Source organism: Herbaspirillum sp. LeCh32-8 (assembly GCF_017814915.1).
GTDB lineage: Bacteria > Pseudomonadota > Gammaproteobacteria > Burkholderiales > Burkholderiaceae_D > Herbaspirillum.
This window is the reverse complement of the sequence record NZ_JAGIPZ010000009.1, coordinates 129,446-152,636: the sequence shown is the minus strand read 5'-3', so window position 1 is coordinate 152,636 and position 23,191 is coordinate 129,446. Positions and strand designations below refer to the sequence as shown.

At 64.7% G+C, this 23,191-nt stretch carries 19 protein-coding genes; 7 read left to right on the top strand and 12 right to left on the bottom strand.

Going from position 1 to position 23,191, the window contains the following annotated elements; genetic code table 11:
* The first annotated feature begins 119 nt into the window (after positions 1 to 119).
* The gene (locus J8I26_RS16360; RefSeq protein WP_209608169.1) at positions 120 to 1,193 is read left to right on the top strand and encodes an asparaginase; all 1,074 of its coding nucleotides are present in this window, start codon (positions 120 to 122) and stop codon (positions 1,191 to 1,193) included.
* A gap of 106 nt (positions 1,194 to 1,299) precedes the next feature.
* A complete protein-coding gene (locus J8I26_RS16355) occupies positions 1,300 to 2,118 on the top strand; it encodes an alpha/beta fold hydrolase (protein ID WP_209608168.1) in 819 nt (272 codons plus the stop codon).
* 77 nt (positions 2,119 to 2,195) lie between these two features.
* Here J8I26_RS16355 and J8I26_RS16350 read toward each other — a convergent pair whose 3' ends face one another.
* The 3 genes from J8I26_RS16350 to J8I26_RS16340 all read right to left on the bottom strand — a co-directional run bounded on the left by J8I26_RS16350 (position 2,196) and on the right by J8I26_RS16340 (position 6,704).
* Positions 2,196 to 3,485, bottom strand: a complete 1,290-nt coding sequence (locus J8I26_RS16350; RefSeq protein WP_245200371.1) for an MFS transporter — start codon at positions 3,483 to 3,485, stop codon at positions 2,196 to 2,198.
* 574 nt (positions 3,486 to 4,059) lie between these two features.
* Positions 4,060 to 5,292, bottom strand: coding sequence for an ABC transporter substrate-binding protein (locus J8I26_RS16345; RefSeq protein ID WP_245200370.1), 1,233 nt, complete (start codon positions 5,290 to 5,292; stop codon positions 4,060 to 4,062).
* 98 nt (positions 5,293 to 5,390) lie between these two features.
* Positions 5,391 to 6,704 (bottom strand): hydroxymethylglutaryl-CoA reductase, degradative, encoded by a 1,314-nt coding sequence (locus J8I26_RS16340; protein WP_209608166.1) that lies wholly within the window; start codon positions 6,702 to 6,704, stop codon positions 5,391 to 5,393.
* A gap of 193 nt (positions 6,705 to 6,897) precedes the next feature.
* Between J8I26_RS16340 and J8I26_RS16335 the strand changes: the two genes are divergently transcribed.
* The 3 genes from J8I26_RS16335 (at position 6,898) to J8I26_RS16325 (ending at position 11,590) form a co-directional block, all read left to right on the top strand.
* A complete protein-coding gene (locus tag J8I26_RS16335; RefSeq protein ID WP_209608165.1) occupies positions 6,898 to 8,325 on the top strand; it encodes a PLP-dependent aminotransferase family protein in 1,428 nt (475 codons plus the stop codon).
* A gap of 237 nt (positions 8,326 to 8,562) precedes the next feature.
* On the top strand, positions 8,563 to 10,176 hold the full coding sequence (locus J8I26_RS16330; RefSeq protein WP_209608164.1) for a methyl-accepting chemotaxis protein: 1,614 nt from the start codon (positions 8,563 to 8,565) through the stop codon (positions 10,174 to 10,176).
* Positions 10,177 to 10,297: 121 nt separating this feature from the next.
* Positions 10,298 to 11,590 carry a serine hydrolase gene (locus J8I26_RS16325; protein ID WP_245200369.1) on the top strand — a complete coding sequence of 431 codons (1,293 nt, stop codon included), beginning with the start codon at positions 10,298 to 10,300 and terminating at the stop codon, positions 11,588 to 11,590.
* On the opposite strand, the gene J8I26_RS16320 is transcribed toward J8I26_RS16325, so the two are convergent.
* From J8I26_RS16320 to J8I26_RS16295, 6 genes are all read right to left on the bottom strand, one after another.
* Positions 11,575 to 13,032, bottom strand: coding sequence for an ATP-binding protein (locus tag J8I26_RS16320; protein WP_209608163.1), 1,458 nt, complete (start codon positions 13,030 to 13,032; stop codon positions 11,575 to 11,577). The genes J8I26_RS16325 and J8I26_RS16320 overlap by 16 nt on opposite strands.
* Positions 13,022 to 13,705 (bottom strand): response regulator transcription factor, encoded by a 684-nt coding sequence (locus tag J8I26_RS16315; protein WP_209608224.1) that lies wholly within the window; start codon positions 13,703 to 13,705, stop codon positions 13,022 to 13,024. Before J8I26_RS16315 ends, J8I26_RS16320 begins: the two co-directional genes overlap by 11 nt.
* A gap of 19 nt (positions 13,706 to 13,724) precedes the next feature.
* Positions 13,725 to 14,516 carry a MipA/OmpV family protein gene (locus tag J8I26_RS16310; protein WP_209608162.1) on the bottom strand — a complete coding sequence of 264 codons (792 nt, stop codon included), beginning with the start codon at positions 14,514 to 14,516 and terminating at the stop codon, positions 13,725 to 13,727.
* A gap of 84 nt (positions 14,517 to 14,600) precedes the next feature.
* Positions 14,601 to 14,996 carry a DUF1398 family protein gene (locus tag J8I26_RS16305; protein ID WP_245200368.1) on the bottom strand — a complete coding sequence of 132 codons (396 nt, stop codon included), beginning with the start codon at positions 14,994 to 14,996 and terminating at the stop codon, positions 14,601 to 14,603.
* 16 nt (positions 14,997 to 15,012) lie between these two features.
* A complete protein-coding gene (locus J8I26_RS16300) occupies positions 15,013 to 15,483 on the bottom strand; it encodes a MarR family winged helix-turn-helix transcriptional regulator (RefSeq protein WP_209608161.1) in 471 nt (156 codons plus the stop codon).
* 120 nt (positions 15,484 to 15,603) lie between these two features.
* Positions 15,604 to 16,512, bottom strand: a complete 909-nt coding sequence (locus J8I26_RS16295; protein WP_209608160.1) for a LysR family transcriptional regulator — start codon at positions 16,510 to 16,512, stop codon at positions 15,604 to 15,606.
* 471 nt (positions 16,513 to 16,983) lie between these two features.
* Here J8I26_RS16295 and aceB point away from each other — a divergent pair, with 471 nt between their 5' ends.
* Both aceB and J8I26_RS16285 read left to right on the top strand, forming a co-directional pair.
* A complete protein-coding gene (gene aceB, locus J8I26_RS16290) occupies positions 16,984 to 18,570 on the top strand; it encodes a malate synthase A (RefSeq protein ID WP_209608159.1) in 1,587 nt (528 codons plus the stop codon).
* Between the two features lie 421 nt (positions 18,571 to 18,991).
* Complete coding sequence (locus J8I26_RS16285; protein WP_209608158.1) at positions 18,992 to 21,241, top strand: catecholate siderophore receptor Fiu; 2,250 nt, start codon at positions 18,992 to 18,994, stop codon at positions 21,239 to 21,241.
* Between the two features lie 158 nt (positions 21,242 to 21,399).
* On the opposite strand, the gene J8I26_RS16280 is transcribed toward J8I26_RS16285, so the two are convergent.
* The 3 genes from J8I26_RS16280 to ispD all read right to left on the bottom strand — a co-directional run bounded on the left by J8I26_RS16280 (position 21,400) and on the right by ispD (position 23,167).
* A complete protein-coding gene (locus J8I26_RS16280; RefSeq protein ID WP_050468323.1) occupies positions 21,400 to 21,606 on the bottom strand; it encodes a cold-shock protein in 207 nt (68 codons plus the stop codon).
* Between the two features lie 314 nt (positions 21,607 to 21,920).
* Positions 21,921 to 22,421, bottom strand: coding sequence for a 2-C-methyl-D-erythritol 2,4-cyclodiphosphate synthase (gene ispF, locus J8I26_RS16275; RefSeq protein WP_209608157.1), 501 nt, complete (start codon positions 22,419 to 22,421; stop codon positions 21,921 to 21,923).
* Between the two features lie 5 nt (positions 22,422 to 22,426).
* Entirely contained in the window at positions 22,427 to 23,167 is a 741-nt protein-coding gene (ispD, locus tag J8I26_RS16270) for a 2-C-methyl-D-erythritol 4-phosphate cytidylyltransferase (protein WP_209608156.1), read from the bottom strand.
* Positions 23,168 to 23,191: the final 24 nt, after the last annotated feature.

Below are 23,191 nucleotides of genomic sequence, written 5' to 3'. Positions count from 1 at the left end.
TGATCATAGGCAAGTTGCCGATTCGATAAAAAATGCGGCACTTCACCACTTGCGACAACAATGGCAGCGTCCGTGGGGAGTTCAGGGAGAGCGTGAAGCAGCCTTTTCAAGGAGCTTTCATGCGATACAGTTTGTTGAAGACGCTTACCTGCCTGCTATTGGCGGTGTGCACCGGTTTTTGCACGTCGCTTGGGCATGCGGCGGGCAAGCCGAAGATCGTCATCGTCGCCACCGGCGGCACCATTGCCGGGGCCAGCATCTCCAGCGTGCAATCGGCGGCCTACAAATCCGCTGCGGTGCCGGTTGACCGGCTGATCGCGGCATTGCCGGAAATGGCAAACGTGGCCGAGGTGCGGGGCGAGCAACTGTTTCAGGTGCCCAGCGAAAACTTCAACGCGCCGCGCCTGCTGCAACTGGGCAAGTACATCTCCGACCTGCTCAGGAGGGATGACGTGCACGGCGTCGTCATCACCCACGGTGTGGATACGCTGGAAGAAACCGCTTTCTTCCTCAACCTGACGCTCAGGAGCGGCAAGCCGGTGGTGCTGGTCGGCGCGATGCGGCCGACGTCGGCTCTTAGCGCGGATGGTGCGGCCAACCTGTACAACGCGGTGCGCGTGGCCGCCAATAGGGAGTCCGCCAACAAGGGCGTGCTGGTGGTGATGAACGATGAAATCCATTCCGCGCGCGACGTCAGCATGCGCGACGCCGGCAAGCTGGAGACCATGCAATCGCTGTACGGCCCGCTCGGGCTGGTGACCGATGAGAACGTCTATTTCTATCGCCAGCTGGCCCGGCCGCACACCCTGAGCAGCGAGTTCGACATTGATACGCTGGTGAGCCTGCCGCGCGTGGATATCGTCTACAGCTACGGCGGCGTGACGCCCACCGCCTACGACGCGCTGGCCGAGGCCGGCACGCGCGCCATCATCCATGCCGGCACCGGCAACGGCAGTGTACCCGAGCAGTTGATTTCCACGCTGTTCAGCCTGCGCCAACAGGGCATCCAGATCGTGCGCGCCTCGCGCACCGGCGCCGGCATCGTCACGCGCGACGGCGAACAGCCGGACAGCCGGTTCGACTGGTTGGTAGCGGCCGACCTGAGTCCGCAAAAGGCCCGCATCCTGATGCAGCTGGCGTTGACCAGGACCAACGACACCGCGGCCCTGCAGGACATCCTCTGGAAGTACTGAGCGCGATCCCGGCGCCGCCGTCTGCGGCGCAGCGATTGTGATCCGGACGACAGTCCGTCGTCAGCGCCTGATGCACAATGGCGGGATCACATCACCGGGAAGGCTCATGGAATCGACAGCCAGGCAGTTTGCCGATGCCGGCGGCAGGCCGTTGCATGCACGCGTGTGGACGCCTGCCGCGCCTGATCAATTGCACCGACGCGCACCCATCGTGCTGCTGCACGATTCCTTGGGGGCGGTGGAGTTGTGGCGGGATTTCCCCGCGCTGTTGTCTCTGCAGACGCAGCGCACCGTGATCGCCTATGACCGCCTGGGTTTCGGCAACTCGGCCGCGCATCCGGGCCGCCTGGGCCCCGGCTTCATCGCCGAGGAGGCGCATGCCTCCGTGCTGCCCTTGCTGGATCAGCTGGGGTTGGAGCAGGTCATTCTCTTTGGTCACAGCGTAGGCGGCGGCATGGCGGTGGCGGCTGCGGCCCGCCTGCCCGACCGGGTCGTCGCGCTCATCACCGAGTCGGCCCAGGCGTTCGTCGAAGCGCTCACGCTGCAGGGCATACGCGCGGCCCGGGACAATTTTGCCGATCCGGCCCAGCTCGCTCGGCTGGCGAAATACCATGGCAATGATCCCGCCAGGGCGCAGTGGGTGCTTGATGCGTGGATCCAGACCTGGCTCGAACCGAACTTCGCGCACTGGTCGCTCGATGACGACCTGCAACGCTTGCGCTGTCCGCTGCTGGCCATGCATGGCGATGGCGACGAATTCGGCTCGGCGCTGCATCCGCAACGCATCGCTGCGCTGGCGGGGGCGCGCGGCGGCGTGGCAGGGCAACTGAGGTTCGAGGCGTGCGGGCATGTGCCGCATCGGGAAAAGCCGGCACTGGTGCTCGACGCGGTGCAGCACTTCCTGGATTGCCATGTGCCGGTTTAGCCGTAGCGGGGCGGGCAATGAAAAAGGCGGGCATCATGCCCGCCTTTTTTCATGGATGCATCTTCGTTCGTGCGTGGTCAGTGGCTCTTTGCGGGTGCGGTTGCAGTTGCTGCGGCGGCTTGCGCCGCACGCGCCTGCACGTCGCGGTTGAGTCGCCACACCAGCACCGACGCCGCCAGCGTGGTGCCAACGATCACGAAGCCCACCACGTCGAAGTTGGCCAGGCGGCCGTCCGGACCCAGCGTGACGATGTGGCCGGCGATGACCGAGGCCACGCCGCCGGAGAGCTGCTGGATCGACGCGCTGATGGCGTTGAAGGAGCCGCGCTGCGTCTGCGCCGGCACCGAGGACACCAGCGCCTGGAACGGAATCATGCGCGAGAAGATGCCCAGGAACAGCACCGCGTTGACCAGGATGATCATCGGCACGGTGACCGGGCCCAGGTGGGTGTAGATCAGCACCATGATGATGGACAGCACGGCGCCGAACATGAACACGCGGAACTTGCCGACCTTGTCCGCGGCGCGGCCGATCAACGGGCCGAAGCCGATGGTGCAGATGCCGGTCACCATGTAGACGGTCGGCAGGTGGTGCAGGTCGATGCCGAGGTTGCCAACCAGGTAGGCGCTGGAGAAGGGCATCAGCATGAAGCCGCCCGTCATCAGCAACGCGGTGGTGGCGAAGGCGGTCAGGTAGCGTGGCTCGGTCACGGTGTGCAGCAGGTGGGCGAAGGCGCTGCGCTCCTGCTTCAGGGTCAGGTGGCCGTCGACTGGCTGCATCTTCCACGTCACGACGACGCCGCCAATGAGCCCCAGCGCCGCCATGGCGATGAAGGGCACATGCCAGTTCCAGTTGTTGGAGAGGTACAGGCCGATCGGGATGCCCAGCACCTGGCTGGCCGCGAAGGCGGTCTGGATCACGCCCATCACGCGTCCGCGCATGTGCGGCGGGAACAGGTCGGTGGAGATTGCCAGCACGATGGAGCCGATCACGCCGCCGAACAGGCCGGTGACGATGCGCGCCAGCAGCAGGCTTTCAAAGCTTTGCGCCAGGCCGCACCACAAGGTGCCGACCACGAAGCCGGTGTAGAAGAACAGCAGCAGGCGCTTGCGGTCGAAGCGGTCGGCAAAGCCGGCGGTCAAGAGGCCCGAGATGCCGGCCGAGAAGGCGTAGGCCGACACCACCAGGCCGAATTGCTGGGCGCTGATCTTCATGTCGGGCATGATCATCGCGCCCAACGGCGACATCAGCATGAAGTCGAGGATGACGGCGAATTGCAGGAAGGCCAGCAGACCGACGACGGTCTTCTGGTACGGGGTGAAGCTGCTTGGCTTGGAGGCAACTGTGGTGTTGTCTTTGTTGTTCAAATGAACTCCTTGGCGTTTTCTTGTATCGACGATGCGCGCACGCGCCGTGTGGAGGAGGGCGTGGAAAGAGCTCGCGCGGATTCGCATGCCGGGGCAGGCAGCGGTAGTGACGGATCAGGGCCGGGAATATTGTGCCGGAGGCCATCTGTATGGAAGATGGATCGGCGCCGGTGCGGCGGACTGCAAGAATATGCCGGTGTGGCGGCTTGTGCAAGCGCTTCGTGCTGACGAAAGGCTGACGGGGCGGGTTTGCGCAGGGAGTGGTGGTGCAGGCGATCGCTAACGACGCTGGGTTCCTGCTTTCGCAGGAACGACAAGGAGGCGGTGGTTTGAGCCGTCAGGTGTTCAAGTTCGGTCTTGCGGCATCGTAAGGCCGGGCGATGTTTTGGTCAGGGGAGCTTGTGCCGGCTTGGGTGAACGACACTGGGTTCCTGCTTTCGCAGGAACGACAGAAAGGGGCGGGGATCGTGCAGTCGTGGGTTCAAGCCACCTCTTTCGTGTCGTCCCTGCGAAAGCAGGGACCCAGCGTCGTCCGTCGCGTATCAATGAACGCCTGTTCAGCGTGCCGACTGCCTTATTGCTTCAGCAAGCTGCACTTCGACTCCGCCACGGTGGTGAACGCCTGCTCGCCCGGGATGGTTTCCAGGAGCTTCAGGTAGTCCCAGGGCTTCTTCGACTCGGCCGGCGACTTCACCTGGTAGAGGTACATGTCGTGGATGTTGCGGCCGTCGGCGCGGATGTAGCCCTTGTTGTAGAAGTCGTCGATCTTGCTCTTCTTCAGCTGCGCCATGACCTTGGTCGAGTCGTCGGTGCCGGCCGCTTGCACCGCCTTCAGGTAGGTGGTGGTGGCGGAGTAGGCGGCGGCCTGGTGGGTGCTGGGCATCTTCTTCATCTTCAGGAAGAAGCGGTTGGCAAACTTGCGCGAGGCCTCATCCTTGTCCCAGTACCAGCTGTCGGTCATCATCAGGCCCTCGGCGTTGGCCAGGCCCAGCGCGTGGATGTCGTTGATCACCATCAAGAGGCCGACCAGCTTCATGGTCTTGGTGATGCCGAATTCCTTGGCCGCCTTGATGGCATTGACGGTGTCGTCGCCGGCATTGGCCAGGCCCAGGATCTGCGCCTTCGACGCCTGCGCCTGCAGCAGGAAGGACGACATGTCGGAGGCGAACAGCGGGTGCTTCACCGAGCCCACCACGGTGCCGCCGTTGGCCTTGACCACGGCGGCGGTGTCGGTGGCCAGCGCGCGGCCGAAGGCGTAGTCGGCCTCCAGGAAATACCACGACTTGCCGCCTTGCTTCAACACCGCCATGCCGGTGCCCTTGGCCAGGGCCACGGTGTCGTATTCATAGTGCACGGTGTAGGGCGTGCATTCCTCATTGGTCAGGCGCGCGCTGCCGGCGCCGATGTTGATGTAGACGCGCTTCTTCTCCGCCATCACCTTGTTCATCGCCAGCGCGGTGGCCGAGTTGACGCCGCCCACCAGCATGTCCAGGCCGCGTTCGTCGGCCCACTCGCGGGCGCGGGTGGCGGCGATGTCGGCCTTGTTCTGGTGGTCGGCCGACATCACTTCGATCGGCTTGCCCAGCACCTTGCCGCCGTAGTCGGCCACCGCCATGCGGATCGCCTCCAGGCCGCCGGCGCCGTCGGTGTCGGCATAGGGGCCGGACATGTCGGTGATGAAGCCGATGCGCACGGTGTCGTTGGACACCTGCGCCTGGGCGCCGGCGGCGCAGGCGAGGGCGCCGGCGACAGCCAGCGATGCTGCGAGCAGGCGTGGCGTCTTGCCGCGCAGTGTGGGTTTGTTCATGGTGCTGTCTCCTGTCTGATTTTTATCGGCCGCCTGATGGCGGCGCTTGGGTGCATCTGCTGCTTGGGTGCATCAGTTGCCGTCTTGTGCGGGCCGGCTTATTGTGCGCGCTTTTGCGCCAGCAGTTGCGCGGCGTAGTCCACCCGCACGTCGTGCTTGGCCACCATCTGCTGCACCAGCCAATCCATTTCCTCCGGGTTGGCGCCGGCCGCCAGCGCGATGTTGCGCGCGTGCAGGGCCATGTGGCCGCGCTGGATGCCTTCGGTGGCCAGCGCGCGCAGCGCCGCCATGTTCTGCGCCAGGCCGACGGCGACCGCGACCTCGGCCAGCTCCTGGGCGCTTTGCACCTTGAGGATCTTCAGCGCCGCGCGCGCCGCCGGGTGGGTCTTGGTGGCGCCGCCGACCAGGCCGACCGGCATCGGGACTTCCAGCGTGCCCACCAGGTCGCCGTCGGCAGCGATTTCCCAATGCGTCAGCGAGGTGTAGTGGCCATTGCGGCTGGCGTAGGCGTGGGCGCCGGCTTCCACCGCGCGCCAGTCGTTGCCGGTGGCGACGATCACCGGGTCGATGCCGTTCATGATGCCCTTGTTGTGGGTGGCCGCGCGGTAGGGGTCGACGGCGGCAAATTCATAGGCGTCGACGATGCCGTTGATGACTTCCTCGCCGCTGTACTGCTCGGTTCCCAACACCTTGGCCGAGACCTTCACGCGCGCGCGCGCCAGGCGCAGGTCGGCCAGGTTGGAGAGAATGCGCAGGCGCACCTTGCCGCCGGTGATCTTCTCGATATGCGGCGCCACCGCCTCGGCCATGGTGTTGACGGTGTTGGCGCCCATCGCGTCGCGCACGTCGACGATCAGGTGCGTGACCACCATCGCGCCGCGGCGGGTGTTGGGGAAGACGTGCACTTCGATGTCGCGGCAACCGCCGCCCAGTTTGTTCAACAACTGGTCGCGGCTGTTGGCGATGTCGAGGATGGCCTGTTTTTCCTTCAGGATGGCCAGGCGCGCGCCGTGCGGATCGGTGACGCCGATCAACTGGATCTGGGCGCGCATCAGCGGCGCGCTGCTGGAGGTCTGGAAGCCGCCGCAGTCGCGGATCAGCTTGGCCATGAAGGAGGCGGCGGCCACTACCGACGGTTCTTCCACCGCCATCGGCACCAGCACGTCGCGGCCGTTCAACTGGAAGTAGCCGGCCACGCCCAGCGGCAGCTGGAAGGTGCCGACTACGTTCTCGATCATGCCGTTGGCGGTGGCCAGCGGCAGCGCGCCGGGCTGGCCGATCAGGGTTTGCTCTGCAGCGTCGAGCCCGGCCAGGCGGGACACTTCGGCCAGGCGTTGTTCGGGCGTGAAGGAGCGAAAGCCGGGCAGGCGGGAATCGGCGGAATCGGGGGAAGTCGGCGCGGTATTGCTCATCGGTGCGGGTCTCTCTTTATCGTTGGATGTGGCGGGATGCTTGTTGAGCGCGTCATGCGCTCATGGCGCTGAATTTGAAGCAGAATAGCAAGCGTGTACCAATTCAAATGGGTACAGTTTCTGCCAACAGTGCTAGCGCTGTACCCAGGACAATCGCTTTGCGATGCAACAATAAAAATCAACGGAAGAGACCATGGCCACCGAAACCCACGCCAACCGCAGCGGCGGCACGCTGACCGCGCGGCTGGTGCAACTGATACGCCGACAGATCGAAGAGGGCGTCCATCCGCCGGGCAGTCGCCTGCCGTCGATACGCGACATGGCGACCCGGCATGACTGCGCCAAGAACACCATCGTCAACGTGTTCGACGAGCTGACCGCGCTGGGCGTGGTCGAGCCGCGTCGCGGTTCCGGCTTCTTCGTGTGCGCGGCGCCGCCGCAGTTGCAGGAAGACGATGAAGGTTCGCTGAGTCGCGCCATGGACGTGGTGTGGCTGATGCGCGAACAGTTGAAGAGCGATCCCGCGCACCTGCGCCTGGGTGACGGTTTTCCGCCGCTGGAGTGGCTCAACGATGTGCGCCTGGACAAGTTCCACCAGAAGGTGGTGCGCACCGGCATCGGCGCGCTGTTCGGCTACGGCAGCCGCTTCGGTTACCTGCCGCTGCGCCAGCACCTGGCGCACAAGCTGGCGCAGCATGGCATCGAGGCGGCCACCGGGCAGATCGTGCTGACCCACGGCGCCAACCAGGCGCTGGACATCGTGATCCGCAACTTCATCCGGCCCGGCGATCGCGTGTTGGTCGACGAGCCCGGCTACTACATGCTGTACGGGAAGCTGAAGCTGTCCGGCGCGCGTATCGTCGGCATCCCGCGCCTGGCCGACGGGCCGGACGTCGATGCGCTGGAGCGCGAGCTGAAGCTGCCGGGCAAGCCGCCGCTGTTCTTCACGCAGTCGCTGGCGCACAATCCGACCGCCTCCGACACCTCGCCGCACAAGGCCCACAAGATCCTGCAGCTGGCCGAACGCTACAACGCCGTCATCGTCGAGAACGACGCCTTCGCCGATTTCAAGCCGGCTACCGCCGCACGTATTTCCACGCTGGATCAGCTGCGCCGCACGATCTACATCGGCAGCTTTTCGAAGTCGGTATCGGCGGCCTTGCGCGTGGGCTTTATCGCCTGCCACCGCGATCTCGCCAGCGACCTGGCCGACATCAAGATGCTGGTGCACGTCTCCAGCTCCGAGTACTGCGAGCGCACGCTGGACGTGATTCTTTCGGACGGCCATTTCAGCCGTCACACCGCGCGTCTGCGCGACCGCCTCACGCATGCTACCGATCACGCGCGCCACCTGCTGGAACAGCTCGGCGCGGAGCTCTTTTGCACGCCGCAGCAATCGATGTATCTGTGGGCGCGCTTTCCGCAATTCGACGACGCCAAGGCACTGGCTCAAGGCCTGATGGCGCGCAACATCGTGCTGGCTCCGGGTAGCATTTTCCGGCTGGACACTGACGAGCAGGTGCCATGGTCGCGCTTCAATGTCGGCTTGCTGGCCGACGAACGCTTTTACCGCGCCATGGGTGAGCTTCTTGGCAAAAGTTCAAGCAATCCCGCCGGCTGAGTCCCGCATGCCAGGCCAATTGCAGGCTTTTTGACGCAATGGCGAAGTAAGGGCGCAATGGGCGCCTGTTCCTCGTTTAGCTTTCTTGTTCCTTCATCCGCCGCGTGCCATAGTGCAACTCTATGTTCGCGCAGGTGAATGTAGATAAAACAATAACAAGCACCAGACGCTGCAGGATCAGCACCAACACAAGAAAATGGCGACGCCGCAAAGGCGCGCGACACAGGGACTTACGACATGAATTTCATCGGCAACATGAAAATTGGCAAACGCCTCACGCTGGGCTTTGCCCTCATTCTTACCTTCTCCATCGTCATCGCCGGCATCGGCCTGTGGCGCCTGGAGAACGTATCGGCCGCCACGCGCGAGATGATGGACGAGCCGCTGAAGACCGAGCGCCTGATGGCCGACTGGTATTCCAACCTGGCCGCCGGCATCCGCCGCACCATCGCCATCGCCAAGAGCAACGACCCGGCGCTGGGCCCGTATTTCGCCGAAGAGGCGGCAGCCTCCTCCAAGAGTTCCGGCGAGTACCAGAAGAAGGTCGAGGCACTGTTGAGCACGCCGCAGGAAAAAGCGCTGTTCCAGAAGATCAGCGACCAGCGCAAGCTCTACCTCTCCTCGCGCGACGAGATCAACAAGGCCAAGGCCGCCGGCAATGCCGAGGAGGCCGCGCGCATCTTGGACAAGGTCTTCGTGCCGGCCTCCAATGCCTATCAGGACGCGATGCGCGAGCTGGTGGAGTTGCAGCGCAAGGAGATCGACGAGACCGCGCAGGAGATCGACGTGATCGCCGCCAAGAGCCGCACGCTGATCCTGGTGCTGGAAGGATTGATCCTGCTCTTGGGCGTGGTCTGCGCGCGTTACCTGACGGTGGGCATCACGCGTCCGTTGGACACGGCGGTGAGCATCTCGCGTCGTGTGGCCGAAGGCGATCTGTCCAGCGACGTGCAGGTGAAATCCAAGGATGAGACCGGCCAGCTGCTGCAGTCCTTGAAGGACATGAATAGCAGCCTGCGCGGCATCGTCAGCAACGTGCGCAGCGGCACCGACACCATCACCACCGCCTCGGCGGAAATCGCCGCCGGCAACCTCGACTTGTCCTCGCGTACCGAGGAGCAGGCCAGTTCGCTGGAAGAGACCGCGTCGGCCATGGAAGAGTTGATCTCCACCGTGCGCCAGAATGCCGACAACGCGCGCCAGGCCAGCCAGCTGGCGGTGTCCGCCTCTGAGGTGGCCGAGCAGGGCGGCGGCGTGGTGAGCCAGGTGGTCGATACCATGGGCGCCATCAACGAGTCGTCGCGCAAGATCGTCGACATCATCAGCGTGATCGACGGCATTGCGTTCCAGACCAACATCCTGGCGCTGAACGCGGCGGTGGAAGCAGCGCGCGCCGGCGAACAGGGCCGCGGCTTTGCGGTGGTGGCCTCCGAGGTGCGCTCGCTGGCGCAACGTTCGGCGTCGGCGGCGAAAGAAATCAAGACCCTGATCGACGACTCCGTGTCCAAGGTCGACACCGGCAGCAAGCTGGTCGAGCAGGCCGGCGCGACCATGACCGAAGTGGTCTCCAGCGTGCGCCGCGTGACCGATATCGTGGCCGAGATCAGCGCCGCCAGCGCCGAGCAGACCAGCGGCATCGAGCAGATCAACCATGCCATCACCCAGATGGACCAAGTGACGCAACAGAACGCCGCGCTGGTGGAAGAGGCTGCCGCAGCGGCGGCCTCGATGCAGAACCAGGCCGACACGCTCACGCGCGTGGTCAGCATCTTCACGCTGCAGCCGGGCGAGCAGCCGGCGCGACGCGAGATCGACATTACGCCGACCAACCAGCTGGCCGCGCGCGACTGAGCCTGCCGATGATCCGGAACCATGGCGCCTGCGGGCGCCATTTTTCATGGCGCGCGTCAGTGCTTTGTCAGAGGGCGCAGGCACTATCGCGTCACATCGATCACATCGCATGCGGGGAGATATGAAACGCAAGAACGCTTCGGGGACCAACGTGTTGTCTGCATGGCGGCGCCTGGTGTCGCTGGTGCCGCCGGCGCTGCTGGCGGCGGCCTGCACCGGCGTCATGGCAGCGCCCGACGAACAGGCGCTGGGGCGTGATGCAGGCTACCCGCGCGCGCCCAACCTGGCGCAGGCTTACCAGCAGCGCTATATCGTCGGCTCCTTCAGCGCGATGGACCGCATCGCGCCTTCATGCACGCAGCCGCCGTCGGATCATCCGAGCACATTGGAGAAGGCCGAGCCGCAGACCGACATCCGCTACCGCTTCCGCGGCGGCAGCTATTCTCTTGACGATTACATGCAGCGCCAGCGCGCTACCGCGGTGGTGGTGATCAAGGACGGCCGCATCGTCGCCGAGCGTTACAACTACGACCGCACGCCGGAGATGCGCATGCTCTCCAACTCCATGGGCAAGACCATCGTCGCGCTGGGCATCATGCGCGCGCTGGAGGAGGGCAAGATCCGTTCGCTGGACGACCTGGCGCAAGACTACCTGCCGGCGTTGCAGGGTTCGCTGTATGGCGGCACCCGCTTGATCAATCTGATGCGCATGGCCTCGGGCGCGCGCTTCGTGGAGGATTACACGCCCAACGACGACCGCGCCCGCGTCAACGCGGTGCTGCATCGGCAAGGCGCGCTGCAGGCGGCGCTCAGCGTCACCGAGCGCGCCGATCCCGAGGGTGCGCGCTTCAACTACGCCGGGGCCCAGACAATGGTGCTGGGGTTGGTGCTGGAAGCGGCGACCGGCCAGGGTTTGTGCCGGTGGATAGGGGAACAGATCTGGCAGCCCATCGGTGCAGCGGCGACGGCATCGTGGCTGCTCAATCCGGTCGACCGCGAGCCGATCGCCGCCGGCGGCTTCAATGCCATCGTCTACGACTATGCCCGCCTGGGCATGATGCTGGCCGATGACGGCGTGGCCAACGGGCGCCAGGTGGTAAGCCGTGAACACCTGCTCGACATGACCGACGCCGCGCGCCAGCCGCCGTCGTTCCGGCCCGGGACCATGGTCGACAGCCACGGCGCCACCTATTTCGGCTATGGCCTGCAGACCTGGATCATGCCGGGCGGTTCGCGCCGCTTCGCCTTGCTGGGCATCTACGGCCAGGCCATCTTCGTCGATCCGGAACGCAAGTTGGTGATGGTGCACATGGGCGTGGGCAAGGAGGCATCGGGCGACGCCAGCGGCAACCACTTCGGCCAGGAGCGCGACGCACTGTGGCGCGGCGTGGTGGCCACCTACGGCAACTGGTAGCCCTCAGGAAGCGATGGCCGGATTGGCGGCGGGGTTTGCGGCGCGTGAGCCGTGGCCGGCTTGAACCTCACCTCGAACAAGGCGCCGCGGTGGGCGTTGGACGCCCGCAGTTCCCAGCCGTGCGCGCGGGCGATCTCGGCGCAGATAGACAAGCCCAGTCCGGCGCCGTCGTCGCGCCGGTGCGGGCCGCGCCAGAAGCGCTCGAACAGGTGCGGCATGGCTTCGGGCGGGATGCCCAGGCCCTCGTCGCGCACCGACAATCCATATTCATCCGCATGCATCGTCACCGCGCCGCCTTCGGGGCTGTGGTGGATGGCGTTCTCCAGCAGGTTCTTCGACAGCACCGACAGCGCGCCCGGGTCGGCGTGGATCAGCGCCGGCGCATTGGCTGCGGCCGCCATGAACACGATGCGCACGCGGCGGCGCTGCGCCAGCCGCTCCAGCTGGGCGCCGGCCTGGGCCAGCGCCTGGTAGGGATCGATGTCCAGCATCCGGTAGTTGTTGCGCTCGCTGGCTTCGGCCAGGTGCAGCAGCTGGTGCACCTGGCGCGCCATCTGGTCGATGTCCTGCAGCAGCATCCGGCGCTCGCCGGATGCGTCCAGCTCGACCTGGCCGCGCATCAGCGCCAGCGGCGTCTTCAGCTCGTGGGCGGCGGTGGCGAGGAACTCGCGCTGCTGCTGGTAGCCTTTTTCCAGCCGGTCCAGCGCCAGGTTGACCGAATTGAACAGCGGCGCCAGTTCGCGCGGCACGTCTTGCAGCGACAGCCGCGTCGAGAGATTGTCGGTATCGATCACCGAGGCCGCAGCCGCCGCCCGGCGCAGCGGCTTGAGCAGCTGGTGCAGCGTGATCACGACGACGACGGAGAACAGCGCCATGCCGACGATGGCGGCGATGATGGTCAGCGAACGCACACGCTGGGTATTGTTGTCCAGCGCGATGCGCTGCAGCCGGTCGCTGCGCATGACCTGCACGAACATGCGGCGGCCGGCGTGCTCGAAGGCTTCGGTGATGACCTGCAGCTTCTCGCCGTCCAAGGTCAGGCTCAGGCGCTCCTGCAAGGGATCGAAGGCGGCGCCGGGAAGGGTATAGGGCGAGGCGGCGTCGTCGGAGGCCAGCAGCACCGCGCCGTCGGCATCCAGCACGCGGTAGACGCAATCCTTCTTCAGCACCTCGTAGGCGGCTTCCAGCCGGTTGTTGATGACCACCTTGAAGGGCTTGCCGTCGGCGTCGAACTTCAGGCCATCGATCACGCGCCCGGCGTTGACTTCCAGCATGTGGTCCATCGCCAGTTCGGGGCCCCACCGCAGTACGGCGGCGATGGTGCCGACCACTGTCGCGCCGGCCAGGGCCAGCACGATGGCGGTGACGCCCAGCAGGTGCAGCGAGAGGCTGCGCGAGCACGGCCAGCGGCCATGCGTGGAGCCCGGCGCTTCAGGCGGCATGGTTTTCCTTCAGGGCATAGCCCAGGCCGCGCTGGTTGGCGATCTGCAGGCGCGAATCGATGCCGTTGAGCTTGCGCCGCAGCCGGTGCAGGGCCACGTCCAGCGCGTTGGGCGTGACCGGCTCGCCGATGCCCCAGGCCGCCGCTTCCAGCGCGGTGCGCCTGACCATGGCGCCGCCGGCGCGCACCATGACCAGCATCAGCTGCAGCTCGGCCGGCGACAGCGAGATCGATTCCTCGCCGCAGGCCATGCGGCTTTCCACCGGATCGATGCGCACGTCGCCGTGCTCCGGCGCCAGGCTCTGCTGATGCGGCGCGCGCCGCATCAGCGCGCGCACCCGCGCCACCAACTCTTCCATCGAGAAGGGCTTGGGCAGGTAGTCGTCGGCGCCGGCCTCCAGGCCGCTGATGCGGTCGTGCAGGGCGTCGCGCGCGGTCAGCATCAGGCAGGGCGTGTCGATGCGCCGCGCGCGCAGCTTGCGCACCAGCTCCAGGCCGTCGCCGTCGGGCAGGTTGCGGTCCACCACCAGCGCCGGGTAGCGGATCTGCTCCAGCCCGATGGTGGCTTGCGAGATCGAGGCGTAGACGTCGGTCTCAATGCCGGCCGCTGCCAGCGCCTTGGCCACCAGGGCGGCCATGCGCTCATGGTCTTCGAGCAGGGCGATGCGGTTCATCATGGGCGGGATGGCAGGGTCAGAAGCGATAGAGATAGCCGATGCGCGCCGACGGCGAGTTGCTGCGGTCCACCAGCGGGCTGTCGGTGATGCCGGAGCCGTAGTGGGTCATGCGCAGGTCGAGGAACATCGATTGCGATTGCGTGAAGCGGTAGTCGGTGCGCAGGCCGCCGACCAGGTTGGCGGTGGAGCTGCCCTGGTAGGCGCGGCGCTGGGCGGTGACCTCGTTCTGGCGCACGCCGAAGTAGTAGTCCACGTAGTCGCTGCTCATCCAGTTCACTCCCAGGTAAGGCGCCAGCGTGAAGCGGCCGGCGGTGAAGCGGTGCTCGGCCTGCAGCTTCACGGTCTGGCCGTGGCTGTTGCCGGAGGCGTCGGCCAGCCATTCCAGCGACAAGTCGGCCCAGGGATTGCGCCACATCGCGCTGGCGCCGAGCCAGAAGCCGCCCTTGCGTTTTTCCATGCCGTTCAGGATGGGGGCGTCGCTGCCGTCGTAGCCGTCGTCGGCGTAGCGGGCGCGCAGCGTGAAGCCGACCGGGCCCAGCGCGCCCAGCTTGAGGTCGGCGGTGGTGCCGGCGAAGCGGAAATAGCGGCCATTGTACATAAGCAGCGGCAGCGCCCGGGTCTTGTTGCCGTAGCCGGCGTAGGGGCTGCGTTCGACGCCCACGCCGGCGCCCAGGGCCCACTGGCCTTCCTGTGCATCGGGATCGGCGGCGGCCGGCTGGGCCGCGCCCTGCTGGGCGTGGGCGGCGCCGGACGCCAGAAGGGCGGCCGCGCAGGCCAGGTGGGAGAAGCGGAAAAGCGTGTTGCGCATGGAGGCTCCGTGTCGAGGGGGAAGGGAAAGGACAGCGGATCATCCCCCGGGGAGCCTTACCGGATACTTACCCGGCCATGCGCATCAGGACGGGAAGCGTTCGACATGCACTTCACCGCGGCGGCCGAAATAGGCAACGTGGCGACCTGCGATCCACGTCATGTAGCCGATGCACCCTGCCGCCATGGTCAGCTGCTTGAAGCGGGGATACTTCACCTCGCCGCGCTGGGCGCCGCGGATCGCCTCCTGCACGGCGGCGGCGTCGAAGCGATCGGCGATTTCCTGTTCCGGCATGGGCAGGGGCAAGGCCAATGACTGGCCGCCGGCATAGTAGGTGGTGCAAGCTCCGCGGTAGTCCGCGAAGTAGGATTCGATGCCCGCCTCCTGCAAGGCCGCGACGATCTGGCCGAAGTGTTTTGCGCCGGACAAGGAATCTTGCAGGCATTGGGCGGCCGCGTCGGCCATGTGCTTTTCCATCATGGTGTTTCTCCTCGGTTCATTCAGTGGGAAGGGCGCGCAGCTGGTGCCGTTGCGTGATCTCGCGCAGGATGGCGATGAGTTCTTCGCGCTTTTCCGCCGGCAGGTGGCCGAAGAACAGGGCGTCGTTCTTGTCGGCCAGCTCCGCCAGGGCGGGCACCAGTTTCCGGCCTTGCGCCGTGAGCGCCAACGTCTGGGCGCGGCCGTCTTCCGGGCTGGCGGCGCGCGCAAGCAGCTGTTTTTCCTCGAGCCGGCCGACCAGTTTGGAGACGGCGCCCTTGGTCATGCCCAGCGTATCGACCAGTTCACCGGCGGCGGCGCCGTCGCTGTCGAAGAGGTGGCGCAGGGCCACCCATTCGGACACCGTGATGCCTTGCTCTTCGACCAGTGCGGCGAAGCGCGCGGAGACGTGGTTGGAGACGAAGCGCAGCCAGAAACCGAGATGGCTTTCCAATGGGCTGGCGTGTAGTGGCTTCTTGTTTGAGGTCATGGGGATCCTGTCAGATAAATTGGTTTCCTGGGAAACCTGTTTGATTGCATTTTAGTTTCCTTGGAAACCAAAATGCAAGCGAAATTTATCGCAACCCGGGAGTTGCAGGATCGGGAGAGATCAAGAGCCTCGCCGCCAGTAATCCGGCTGCGCATAGGCGTGCCGCAGGAAGTCGACAAACGCACGGATGCGCAGCGGCAGGTGGCGGCGCTGGGCGAACACGGCGTAGATCGAAGGCGCGGGCGCGGCGAATTTGTCCAGCACCGTGATCAGCTCGCCGGCCTCGATGGCGGCGCCGACCTCCCACATCGAGCGCCACGCCAGGCCGCGCCCGGCCAGCGCCCAGTTGTGCAGTACTTCGCCGTCGTTGCAGACCATGTTGCCGCCGATCTTCTGCACGCCGACCTTGCCCGACTGCTTCAGCGTCCAGCCGCGCTGGCTGCCCTCGCTGCTCATGGTGAGGCAGTTGTGGCGCGCCAGGTCGTCGGGCGTTTGCGGCGTGCCGTGGCGGCGTAGGTAGGAGGGCGCGGCGACGATCACGCGGTGGTTGTCGGCCAGCTTGACGCTGACCAGGTTGGAGTCGGTCAGCGTGGCGATGCGGATGGCGACATCGATGCCTTCGCCGATGACGTCGGCGATGCGGTCGTTCAGGTTCAAGGTGAGCGTAACGTCGCGGTGCTCGGCCAGGAAGGAGGGCACCAGCGGCGCCACGTGCTGGCGGCCGAAACCGGCCGGCGCGGAGATCAGCAGGTCGCCGGAGGCGCGCGCGCTGCGCTCGGAGACGGCGGATTCGGCGTCTTCCAGGTCGGCCAGGATGCGCTGGCAGTCTTCCAGGAAGGCCGCGCCTTCGTTGGTCAGCGCGATCTTGCGCGTGGTGCGCTGGAGCAGCTTGACGCCCAGCCGCTCTTCCAGCGCGTCGAGCCGGCGTCCGATCATGGCCGGCGCAATGCCTTCGGCGCGGGCCGCGGCGGACAGGCTGCCGCGCGCGACCACTTCGGCGAAGGTCGAAATCTGCTTGAACTGATCCATGGAAAGCCCCTGAGCGATGCCAAAAAACGGGTATTTCCGATTATCTTGCCACTTGTGACTAAAACGCAAAGATAAATTGATAAAACGTTCGACTCATATCGATTTAGTTTAAATATACTGCGTACATAAAATTCCTGATGCAATGCGGTAAATGGCCGCGCATCGGGCACAATCCGTGAGCGTGTTATTTCCTATTTCAGTCCCCGCGCAGCTTCGTAACAGGGTCGAATGCAAGGCGCGACGACGCGACGTAGCGGAACTACGGCAAGAAGGAGTAACGCAGCAGGCGGCCCTGTTACGAGGCTGCCCGCAGGGTTCGGATGAGAAGGGGTATTGCGGTGTTGCGGCGCTTGCACAGGGGGCCTCCCTGAGCGGCGCGCCGCGCCTGGCACTACCCCTTCTCATCCGAACGCGGGGCTGAAATAGGGAATAGCACGCTCAAGCCATTTCAATTCTTTTAAGGAGTCCAGCATGACGCAACTGAAGCTGCCCGCCGGCATGGAAATCACCGGTGAAATCAAACCGGGTTACGAAAACGTCCTGACCTTCGAGGCCCTGTCGCTGGTGGCCAAACTCTCGCGCGCCTTCGAAGGCCGCCGCCAGGAACTGCTGGCCGCCCGTGTCGAGCGCGTCAAGCGTCTGGACGCCGGTGAGCGCCCCGACTTCCTGAAGGAAACCGAGTCCATCCGCACCGGCGACTGGAAGATCGCGCCGATCCCCGAGGCGCTGAAGTGCCGCCGCGTGGAAATCACCGGCCCGGTCGAGCGTAAGATGGTCATCAACGCCTTCAACTCGGGCGCCGACAGCTACATGACCGACTTCGAGGATTCCAACTCGCCGGTATGGGATAACCAGATCAGCGGCCAGATCAATCTGTCCGACGCGATCCGCCGCACCATCTCGCTGGAATCGAACGGCAAGAGCTACAAGCTCAACGACAAGATCGCCACCCTGGTGGTGCGTCCGCGCGGTTGGCACCTGGACGAGAAGCACGTCACCATCGACGGCAAGCGTATCTCCGGCGGCATCTTCGACTTCGCGCTGTTCCTGTTCCATAATGCCAAGGAGCAGCTGGCGCGCGGCGCCGGTCCGTACTTCTACCTGCCGAAGATGGAATCGCACCTGGAAGCCCGACTGTGGAACGACATCTTCGTGATGGCACAAAACGAGATTGGCCTGCCGCAGGGCACCATCAAGGCCACCGTGCTGATCGAAACCATCACCGCCGCCTTCGAGATGGAAGAAATCCTCTACGAACTGCGCGAGCACAGCTCGGGCCTGAACGCCGGTCGCTGGGACTACATCTTCTCCTGCATCAAGAAGTTCAAGAACGACAAGGACTTCTGCCTGGCGGACCGCGCCAAGGTCACCATGACCGCGCCGTTCATGCGCGCCTACGCGCTCTTGCTGCTGAAGACCTGCCACAAGCGCGGCGCGCCGGCCATCGGCGGCATGAGCGCGCTGATTCCGATCAAGAACGATCCGGAGAAGAATGCCGTGGCCATGCAAGGCATCATCAACGACAAGCGTCGTGACGCCACCGACGGCTACGACGGCGGCTGGGTTGCGCACCCGGGCCTGGTCGAGGCGTCGATGAAGGAATTCGTCGCGGTGCTGGGCGACAAGCCCAACCAGTTCGAGAAGCAGCGTCCGGACGTGGACGTGAAGGCGGCCGACCTGCTGAACTTCCAGCCGGAGACCCCGATCACCGAAGCCGGGCTGCGCTACAACATCAACGTCGGCATCCACTACCTGGGCGCCTGGCTGGCCGGCAACGGCTGCGTGCCGATCCACAACCTGATGGAAGATGCGGCCACCGCCGAGATCAGCCGCGCGCAGGTGTGGCAGTGGATCCGCAGCGCCAAGGGCAAGCTGGAAGACGGCCGCAAGGTCACCGCCGACATGGTGCGCGCGATGATCCCGGAAGAGCTGGCCAAGGTGAAGGAAGTGGCCGGCAACGGTGCTACCTACGACCGCGCCGCCAAGATCTTCGAAGAAATGTCGACTTCCGAGCAGTTCGCGGAATTCCTGACGCTGCCGCTGTACGAAGAAATCTGATTGGTGCAGCAGGCCGACTGCACGCCGGCCTGATCAAGTCACGGAACATCCCCGCCTCTCGCAAGAGGGCGGGGATTTTTTTTTGGCGTCTTTGGGCGAGACTGAAATTTATTGAGGATCTGCAATACAGCCTTTCGGCGCGTCGCTGGCGATGCGGCGAGATTTGTTCGTATCTTGTCGTCGCACGTGCACGGCGGCGGCCAGCCTGACTACATTGCGTGTTCACCGTCGGGAGGCCGCGCATCCGCACCGCGATGCGGCAGGTTTCCCGCGCGGGTGACGTACGCCACTTGACGCCCGCCAGCCTCCCGCCAGTCCGCTTCAATCCCATTTCGCGTTGCCTGTCCGATCCATCGGATGGGCGCTGGCGTCTTCCCCGCAAGCGGTGTTTTGCCTTCAACACATCCATCGGGGAACACGCATGACCTACATCCGCAACACCAAGCACCGCCGCGCCGTACGCATTCATTCATCCATCGCCGCCTCGGCCATCGCGCTGTCCCTACAGCCGCTGGCCGTGGCGCAGGAGGCCGACCAACCCTTGCCGCGCATTGAGGTCAGGAGCGAACGGGGCGAGAGTTTCAAGGCTGACGCGGTAAGTTCGCCCAAGTTCGTGCGGCCGCTGCTGGACACGCCGCAAACTGTCACCGTGATCCGGCCCGAGCTGCTGCGTCAGACCGGCGCCACCAGCCTGACCGAGGCCCTGCGCAATACACCCGGAGTGGGGACGTTCAATGTAGGCGAGAACGGCAATTCGCAGAGCGGCGATGCGGTCTACATGCGCGGCGTCTCCAGCGCCAGCAGCATTTTCGTCGACAACATCCGCGATACCGGGGCGGTCACTCGCGACATGTTCAATGTCGAGCAGGTCGAAGTGTTCAAGGGGCCGGCTGCCGCCGACAACGGGCGCGGCGCGGCGGCCGGCTACATCAACCTGGAGAGCAAGTCGGCCTCGATGACCGATGCCTTCGGCAGCAGCGTGGGATACGGCAGCGGCAACCAGAAGCGGGTCACTGCCGATCTCAATCGCGCAATTGACACCGGGACCGGATCGGCATTCCGACTGAACCTGATGAAACAGCAAAGCGGCGTGCCGGGCCGCCACAATGCGCAGGAGAACCGTTGGGGAATCTCGCCGACCATTGCCTACGGCCTGGGCACGCCGACCCGCGTCCAGCTGTACTACACCCACATCGAGCAAGACAATGTCCCAGATGGCGGCATTCCAACGGTGGGCCTGGCAGGCTTCTACAGTTCTTCAGCCGCGGCGCGCACGGCGCCCGAAGTCGGTCGTGCCAATTTCTACGGCCTGGTGTCGGACTACAACCGTGTGCGCTCCGACATGGCGACGCTGCGCGTGGATCATGATTTCGGCTCCTCCCTGAGCCTGCGTAACACCACGCGCTACGGCCAGACTACGCAGCACCAGATCCTGGCAGCGCCGTATTTTGCCGACGGCGCTCCCGGTAGCCTCAACACCACCAGCCCCAATCGCGGCAACTGGACGGTGGAGCGGATCCGCCAAGCCAAGGATATCGAGAACGAGATCTGGACCAACCAGACCAATCTGCGCGCCAGCTTCGGCACCGGGTTGGTCAAGCACACCGTCATCGGCGGCCTCGAGTTGACCCGCGAGCAGCAGCGCAACCAACTCTATAACGGCACCGGGCGCAATCAGCTGCCGCCGGCCAATCTCTATGCCCCCAATCCTGGTCAATCGCCATTGACGACCCTGGGGCGCAACGGGGGCTATTCGCTGGGCAGCACCGACACCATTTCTCCCTACCTCGCCGATAGCATCGATGTCGGATCGCAATGGCAGTTCAGCGCGGCTTTGCGTGTGGACCGGTACCGTACCGATTTCAGGTCGGTCACGGCGACCGGTGCTGCCAGCACCGCGAGCAAGTCGGGCGTGCTGACCAACTGGAAGCTGGCGGCGCTATACAAGCCGGTCCCAATCGGCAGCATCTACCTGGCCTATGCCACTTCACAGCAGCCGCCCGGCGGCGCGACATTTAGTCTGAATGCAGCTTCTGCCAGCAGCGCCGATAATCCGCGCTTCGATCCGCAGCAGACCAAAACCTGGGAGCTGGGCAGCAAGTGGGAGGTATTTGACCGCAAGCTGGCCTTGAACGCAGCGTTGTTCCGTACCGACATCAGCAACGAGATCAAGCAGGACGCCACCGATTCGACCCTGTTTGTGCAGAGCGGCAGCAAGCGCGCCCAGGGCGTGGAACTGGGCGCCAGCGGCAACATCACACCGGCCTGGGCAGTCAGCGGCGGGTTGGCGCTGGTCAACACGTCGGTGACCAGCGGCTCGGCGGCGCAGCAGGGCGCGCAATTGAACTGGTCGCCGCGCTTGTCCTTCACCGGCTGGACCAGCTACCAGCTGAGCCCATCGTTGCTGGTGGGCGGCGGCGCACGCTATGTCGACTCCATGGTGCGCAGCTTGAACAACGCCGCGGGTGCCACCACCAACATGTCGGGCGTGCCATCGTATTGGGTATTCGACGCGATGCTTGCCTACACGCTGACCCCGCGTGCTTCGCTGCAGTTGAATCTGTACAACCTGGCCGATCGCAAGTACGTGGCTGCGCTCAATAACAGTGGGGCCCGCTACATCCCGGGGACGCCGCGATCGGCAGTGCTGGCGTTGAACCTGAAGTATTGATGCAACGGAAAAGGGAGGGGATGAGCTGGTGTAATGACATGAACGGCCAGCCGGGTGACATTCCGTATGAACGCACGTGGAGTGTCACCGTGTACAAACCTGCAGACGAAAAAAATCCCCGACAAGTCGGGGATTTTTTTTAATTCAGCTGTAGCTTATTAAGCAACAGGCTGGATGTTCGAAGCTTGCTTGCCCTTCGGGCCAGTGGTCACTTCGAAGGAAACGCGTTGGTTTTCCTTCAGCGACTTGAAACCGTTCGACTGAATAGCCGAGAAGTGAGCGAACAGATCTTCGCCGCCTTCATCGGGGGTGATAAAACCAAAACCTTTTGCATCATTGAACCACTTGACGGTACCAGTTGCCATTACGGACTCCTAAATTTAATTGATTGGGGCTATTCGCCCGGCTCTTTATCGTTACTCGGGAGGAATGACAGCGATGACCGCACTACCAGCTCGAATCCTAACGACGGGCTGATTATACTCATTAAATCGAGAATGCAAGCTATTTTCAGATGCAAACTTCAATTTAAATATTTAATTATTTTTGCTTGTGCTTTAGATTTCGATTTTTGTCGAGAAATGGTGCATGCACCTCTCCCAAATCCCTTGTCTGGTGCGGGTTCTGGCGTGTCAGGCATTGTCCTACGGTGCACCGCCAGTCAAACGCTGACATTAACTCAAGCGTGGTTTTTGCTGTGGATGAGCACCACGGCCTCAGCCGCAATCCCTTCCTCACGGCCCAGATAGCCCAGCTTTTCGTTGGTTTTGGCCTTGATATTCACTTGCTCGACGGCAATCCCCAGGTCGGTCGCGACATTGGCGACCATGGTCGGGATATGCGGCGCCATCTTGGGCTGCTGGGCGATGATGGTGGCGTCGACGTTGCCCACGGCATAGCCGGCGGCATCCAGGCGCTTGCCGGCTTCGCGCAGCAGCGCGCGTGAATCGGCGCCCTTGAACTGCGGGTCGGTGTCGGGGAAGTGGCGGCCGATGTCGCCCAGCGCGGCCGCGCCGAAGAGGGCATCGGTGATGGCGTGCAGCAACGCGTCGGCGTCGGAGTGGCCGAGCAGGCCTTTCTTGTGCGGGATCTCGACGCCGCCCAGGATCAGCGGACGGCCCTCGACCAGTGCGTGGCAGTCGTAGCCCTGGCCGATGCGGAAGGGAAATGAGGTGCTCATGGTGTTCAGCCTTTCAGGAAGAATTCGGCCAGCGCGGCGTCTTGCGCCAGCGTGACCTTGAGATTGCGCGGGCTGCCCTCGACCAGGCGCGGTTGCAGGCCCAGCATTTCGATGGCGCTGGCGTCGTCGGTGATGGCGCCGATGCGGCCCTGCGCTGCGGCTTCGCCCAGTGCGCGCTGCAGCAGCGCGTAGCGGAACATCTGAGGCGTTTGCGCGGCCCACAGGCCGGCGCGGGATACGGTTTCCTGCGAACGCTGGGCATCGTCCCCGCGCTTGAGCGTGTCGACCACCGGCAGGGCCAGCAGGCCGCCGACGGCGTCCTCGGCCAGCGTGTCGAGCAGGCGGTCGATCAGTTCGGCGTTCAGGCCGGGGCGCGCGGCGTCATGCACCAGCACCCAGTCGTCGTCGCCGACCGTGGCGGCGGCGCGCATTTCATTCAAGCCGTTCAGCACGCTTTCCTGGCGTGTGGCGCCGCCCACGCGCAGCACGCTGATGCGCTGCGCCAGTTCGGGCGTGAGCAGCTCGTCGATCCAGCCGTCGCCGGCGCTGACCACCACGAAGGTGCGCGCAATGCGCGGATGCGCAGCGAAGGTTTCCAGCGCATGGTGCAGCATGGGCTTGCCGGCCAGGGTCATGTACTGCTTGGGAATCTTGGCGCCCATGCGCGCGCCGACGCCGGCGGCCGGGATCAGGGCGAAACGTTGCGGCGCGGCCGCGGCGCAAGAAGGGGAGGCCGGTTGGTTCATACGGGCGGGATTGCGGTCTGCGGG

Excerpts from the sequence above, each read along its gene's own strand:
- J8I26_RS16310 (WP_209608162.1), bottom strand. The coding sequence starts at position 14,516 with ATGCGCAACACGCTTTTCCGCTTCTCCCACCTGGCCTGCGCGGCCGCC.
- J8I26_RS16325 (WP_245200369.1), top strand. The coding sequence starts at position 10,298 with ATGAAACGCAAGAACGCTTCGGGGACCAACGTGTTGTCTGCATGGCGG.
- J8I26_RS16320 (WP_209608163.1), bottom strand. The coding sequence starts at position 13,032 with ATGCCGCCTGAAGCGCCGGGCTCCACGCATGGCCGCTGGCCGTGCTCG.
- J8I26_RS16340 (WP_209608166.1), bottom strand. The coding sequence starts at position 6,704 with ATGAGCAATACCGCGCCGACTTCCCCCGATTCCGCCGATTCCCGCCTG.
- J8I26_RS16360 (WP_209608169.1), top strand. The coding sequence starts at position 120 with ATGCGATACAGTTTGTTGAAGACGCTTACCTGCCTGCTATTGGCGGTG.
- J8I26_RS16280 (WP_050468323.1), bottom strand. The coding sequence starts at position 21,606 with ATGGCAACTGGTACCGTCAAGTGGTTCAATGATGCAAAAGGTTTTGGT.
- J8I26_RS16295 (WP_209608160.1), bottom strand. The coding sequence starts at position 16,512 with ATGGATCAGTTCAAGCAGATTTCGACCTTCGCCGAAGTGGTCGCGCGC.
- aceB (WP_209608159.1), top strand. The coding sequence starts at position 16,984 with ATGACGCAACTGAAGCTGCCCGCCGGCATGGAAATCACCGGTGAAATC.
- J8I26_RS16330 (WP_209608164.1), top strand. The coding sequence starts at position 8,563 with ATGAATTTCATCGGCAACATGAAAATTGGCAAACGCCTCACGCTGGGC.
- ispF (WP_209608157.1), bottom strand. The coding sequence starts at position 22,421 with ATGAGCACCTCATTTCCCTTCCGCATCGGCCAGGGCTACGACTGCCAC.
- J8I26_RS16300 (WP_209608161.1), bottom strand. The coding sequence starts at position 15,483 with ATGACCTCAAACAAGAAGCCACTACACGCCAGCCCATTGGAAAGCCAT.
- J8I26_RS16315 (WP_209608224.1), bottom strand. The coding sequence starts at position 13,705 with ATGAACCGCATCGCCCTGCTCGAAGACCATGAGCGCATGGCCGCCCTG.
- J8I26_RS16355 (WP_209608168.1), top strand. The coding sequence starts at position 1,300 with ATGGAATCGACAGCCAGGCAGTTTGCCGATGCCGGCGGCAGGCCGTTG.
- J8I26_RS16285 (WP_209608158.1), top strand. The coding sequence starts at position 18,992 with ATGACCTACATCCGCAACACCAAGCACCGCCGCGCCGTACGCATTCAT.
- J8I26_RS16345 (WP_245200370.1), bottom strand. The coding sequence starts at position 5,292 with ATGAACAAACCCACACTGCGCGGCAAGACGCCACGCCTGCTCGCAGCA.
- J8I26_RS16335 (WP_209608165.1), top strand. The coding sequence starts at position 6,898 with ATGGCCACCGAAACCCACGCCAACCGCAGCGGCGGCACGCTGACCGCG.
- ispD (WP_209608156.1), bottom strand. The coding sequence starts at position 23,167 with ATGAACCAACCGGCCTCCCCTTCTTGCGCCGCGGCCGCGCCGCAACGT.
- J8I26_RS16305 (WP_245200368.1), bottom strand. The coding sequence starts at position 14,996 with ATGATGGAAAAGCACATGGCCGACGCGGCCGCCCAATGCCTGCAAGAT.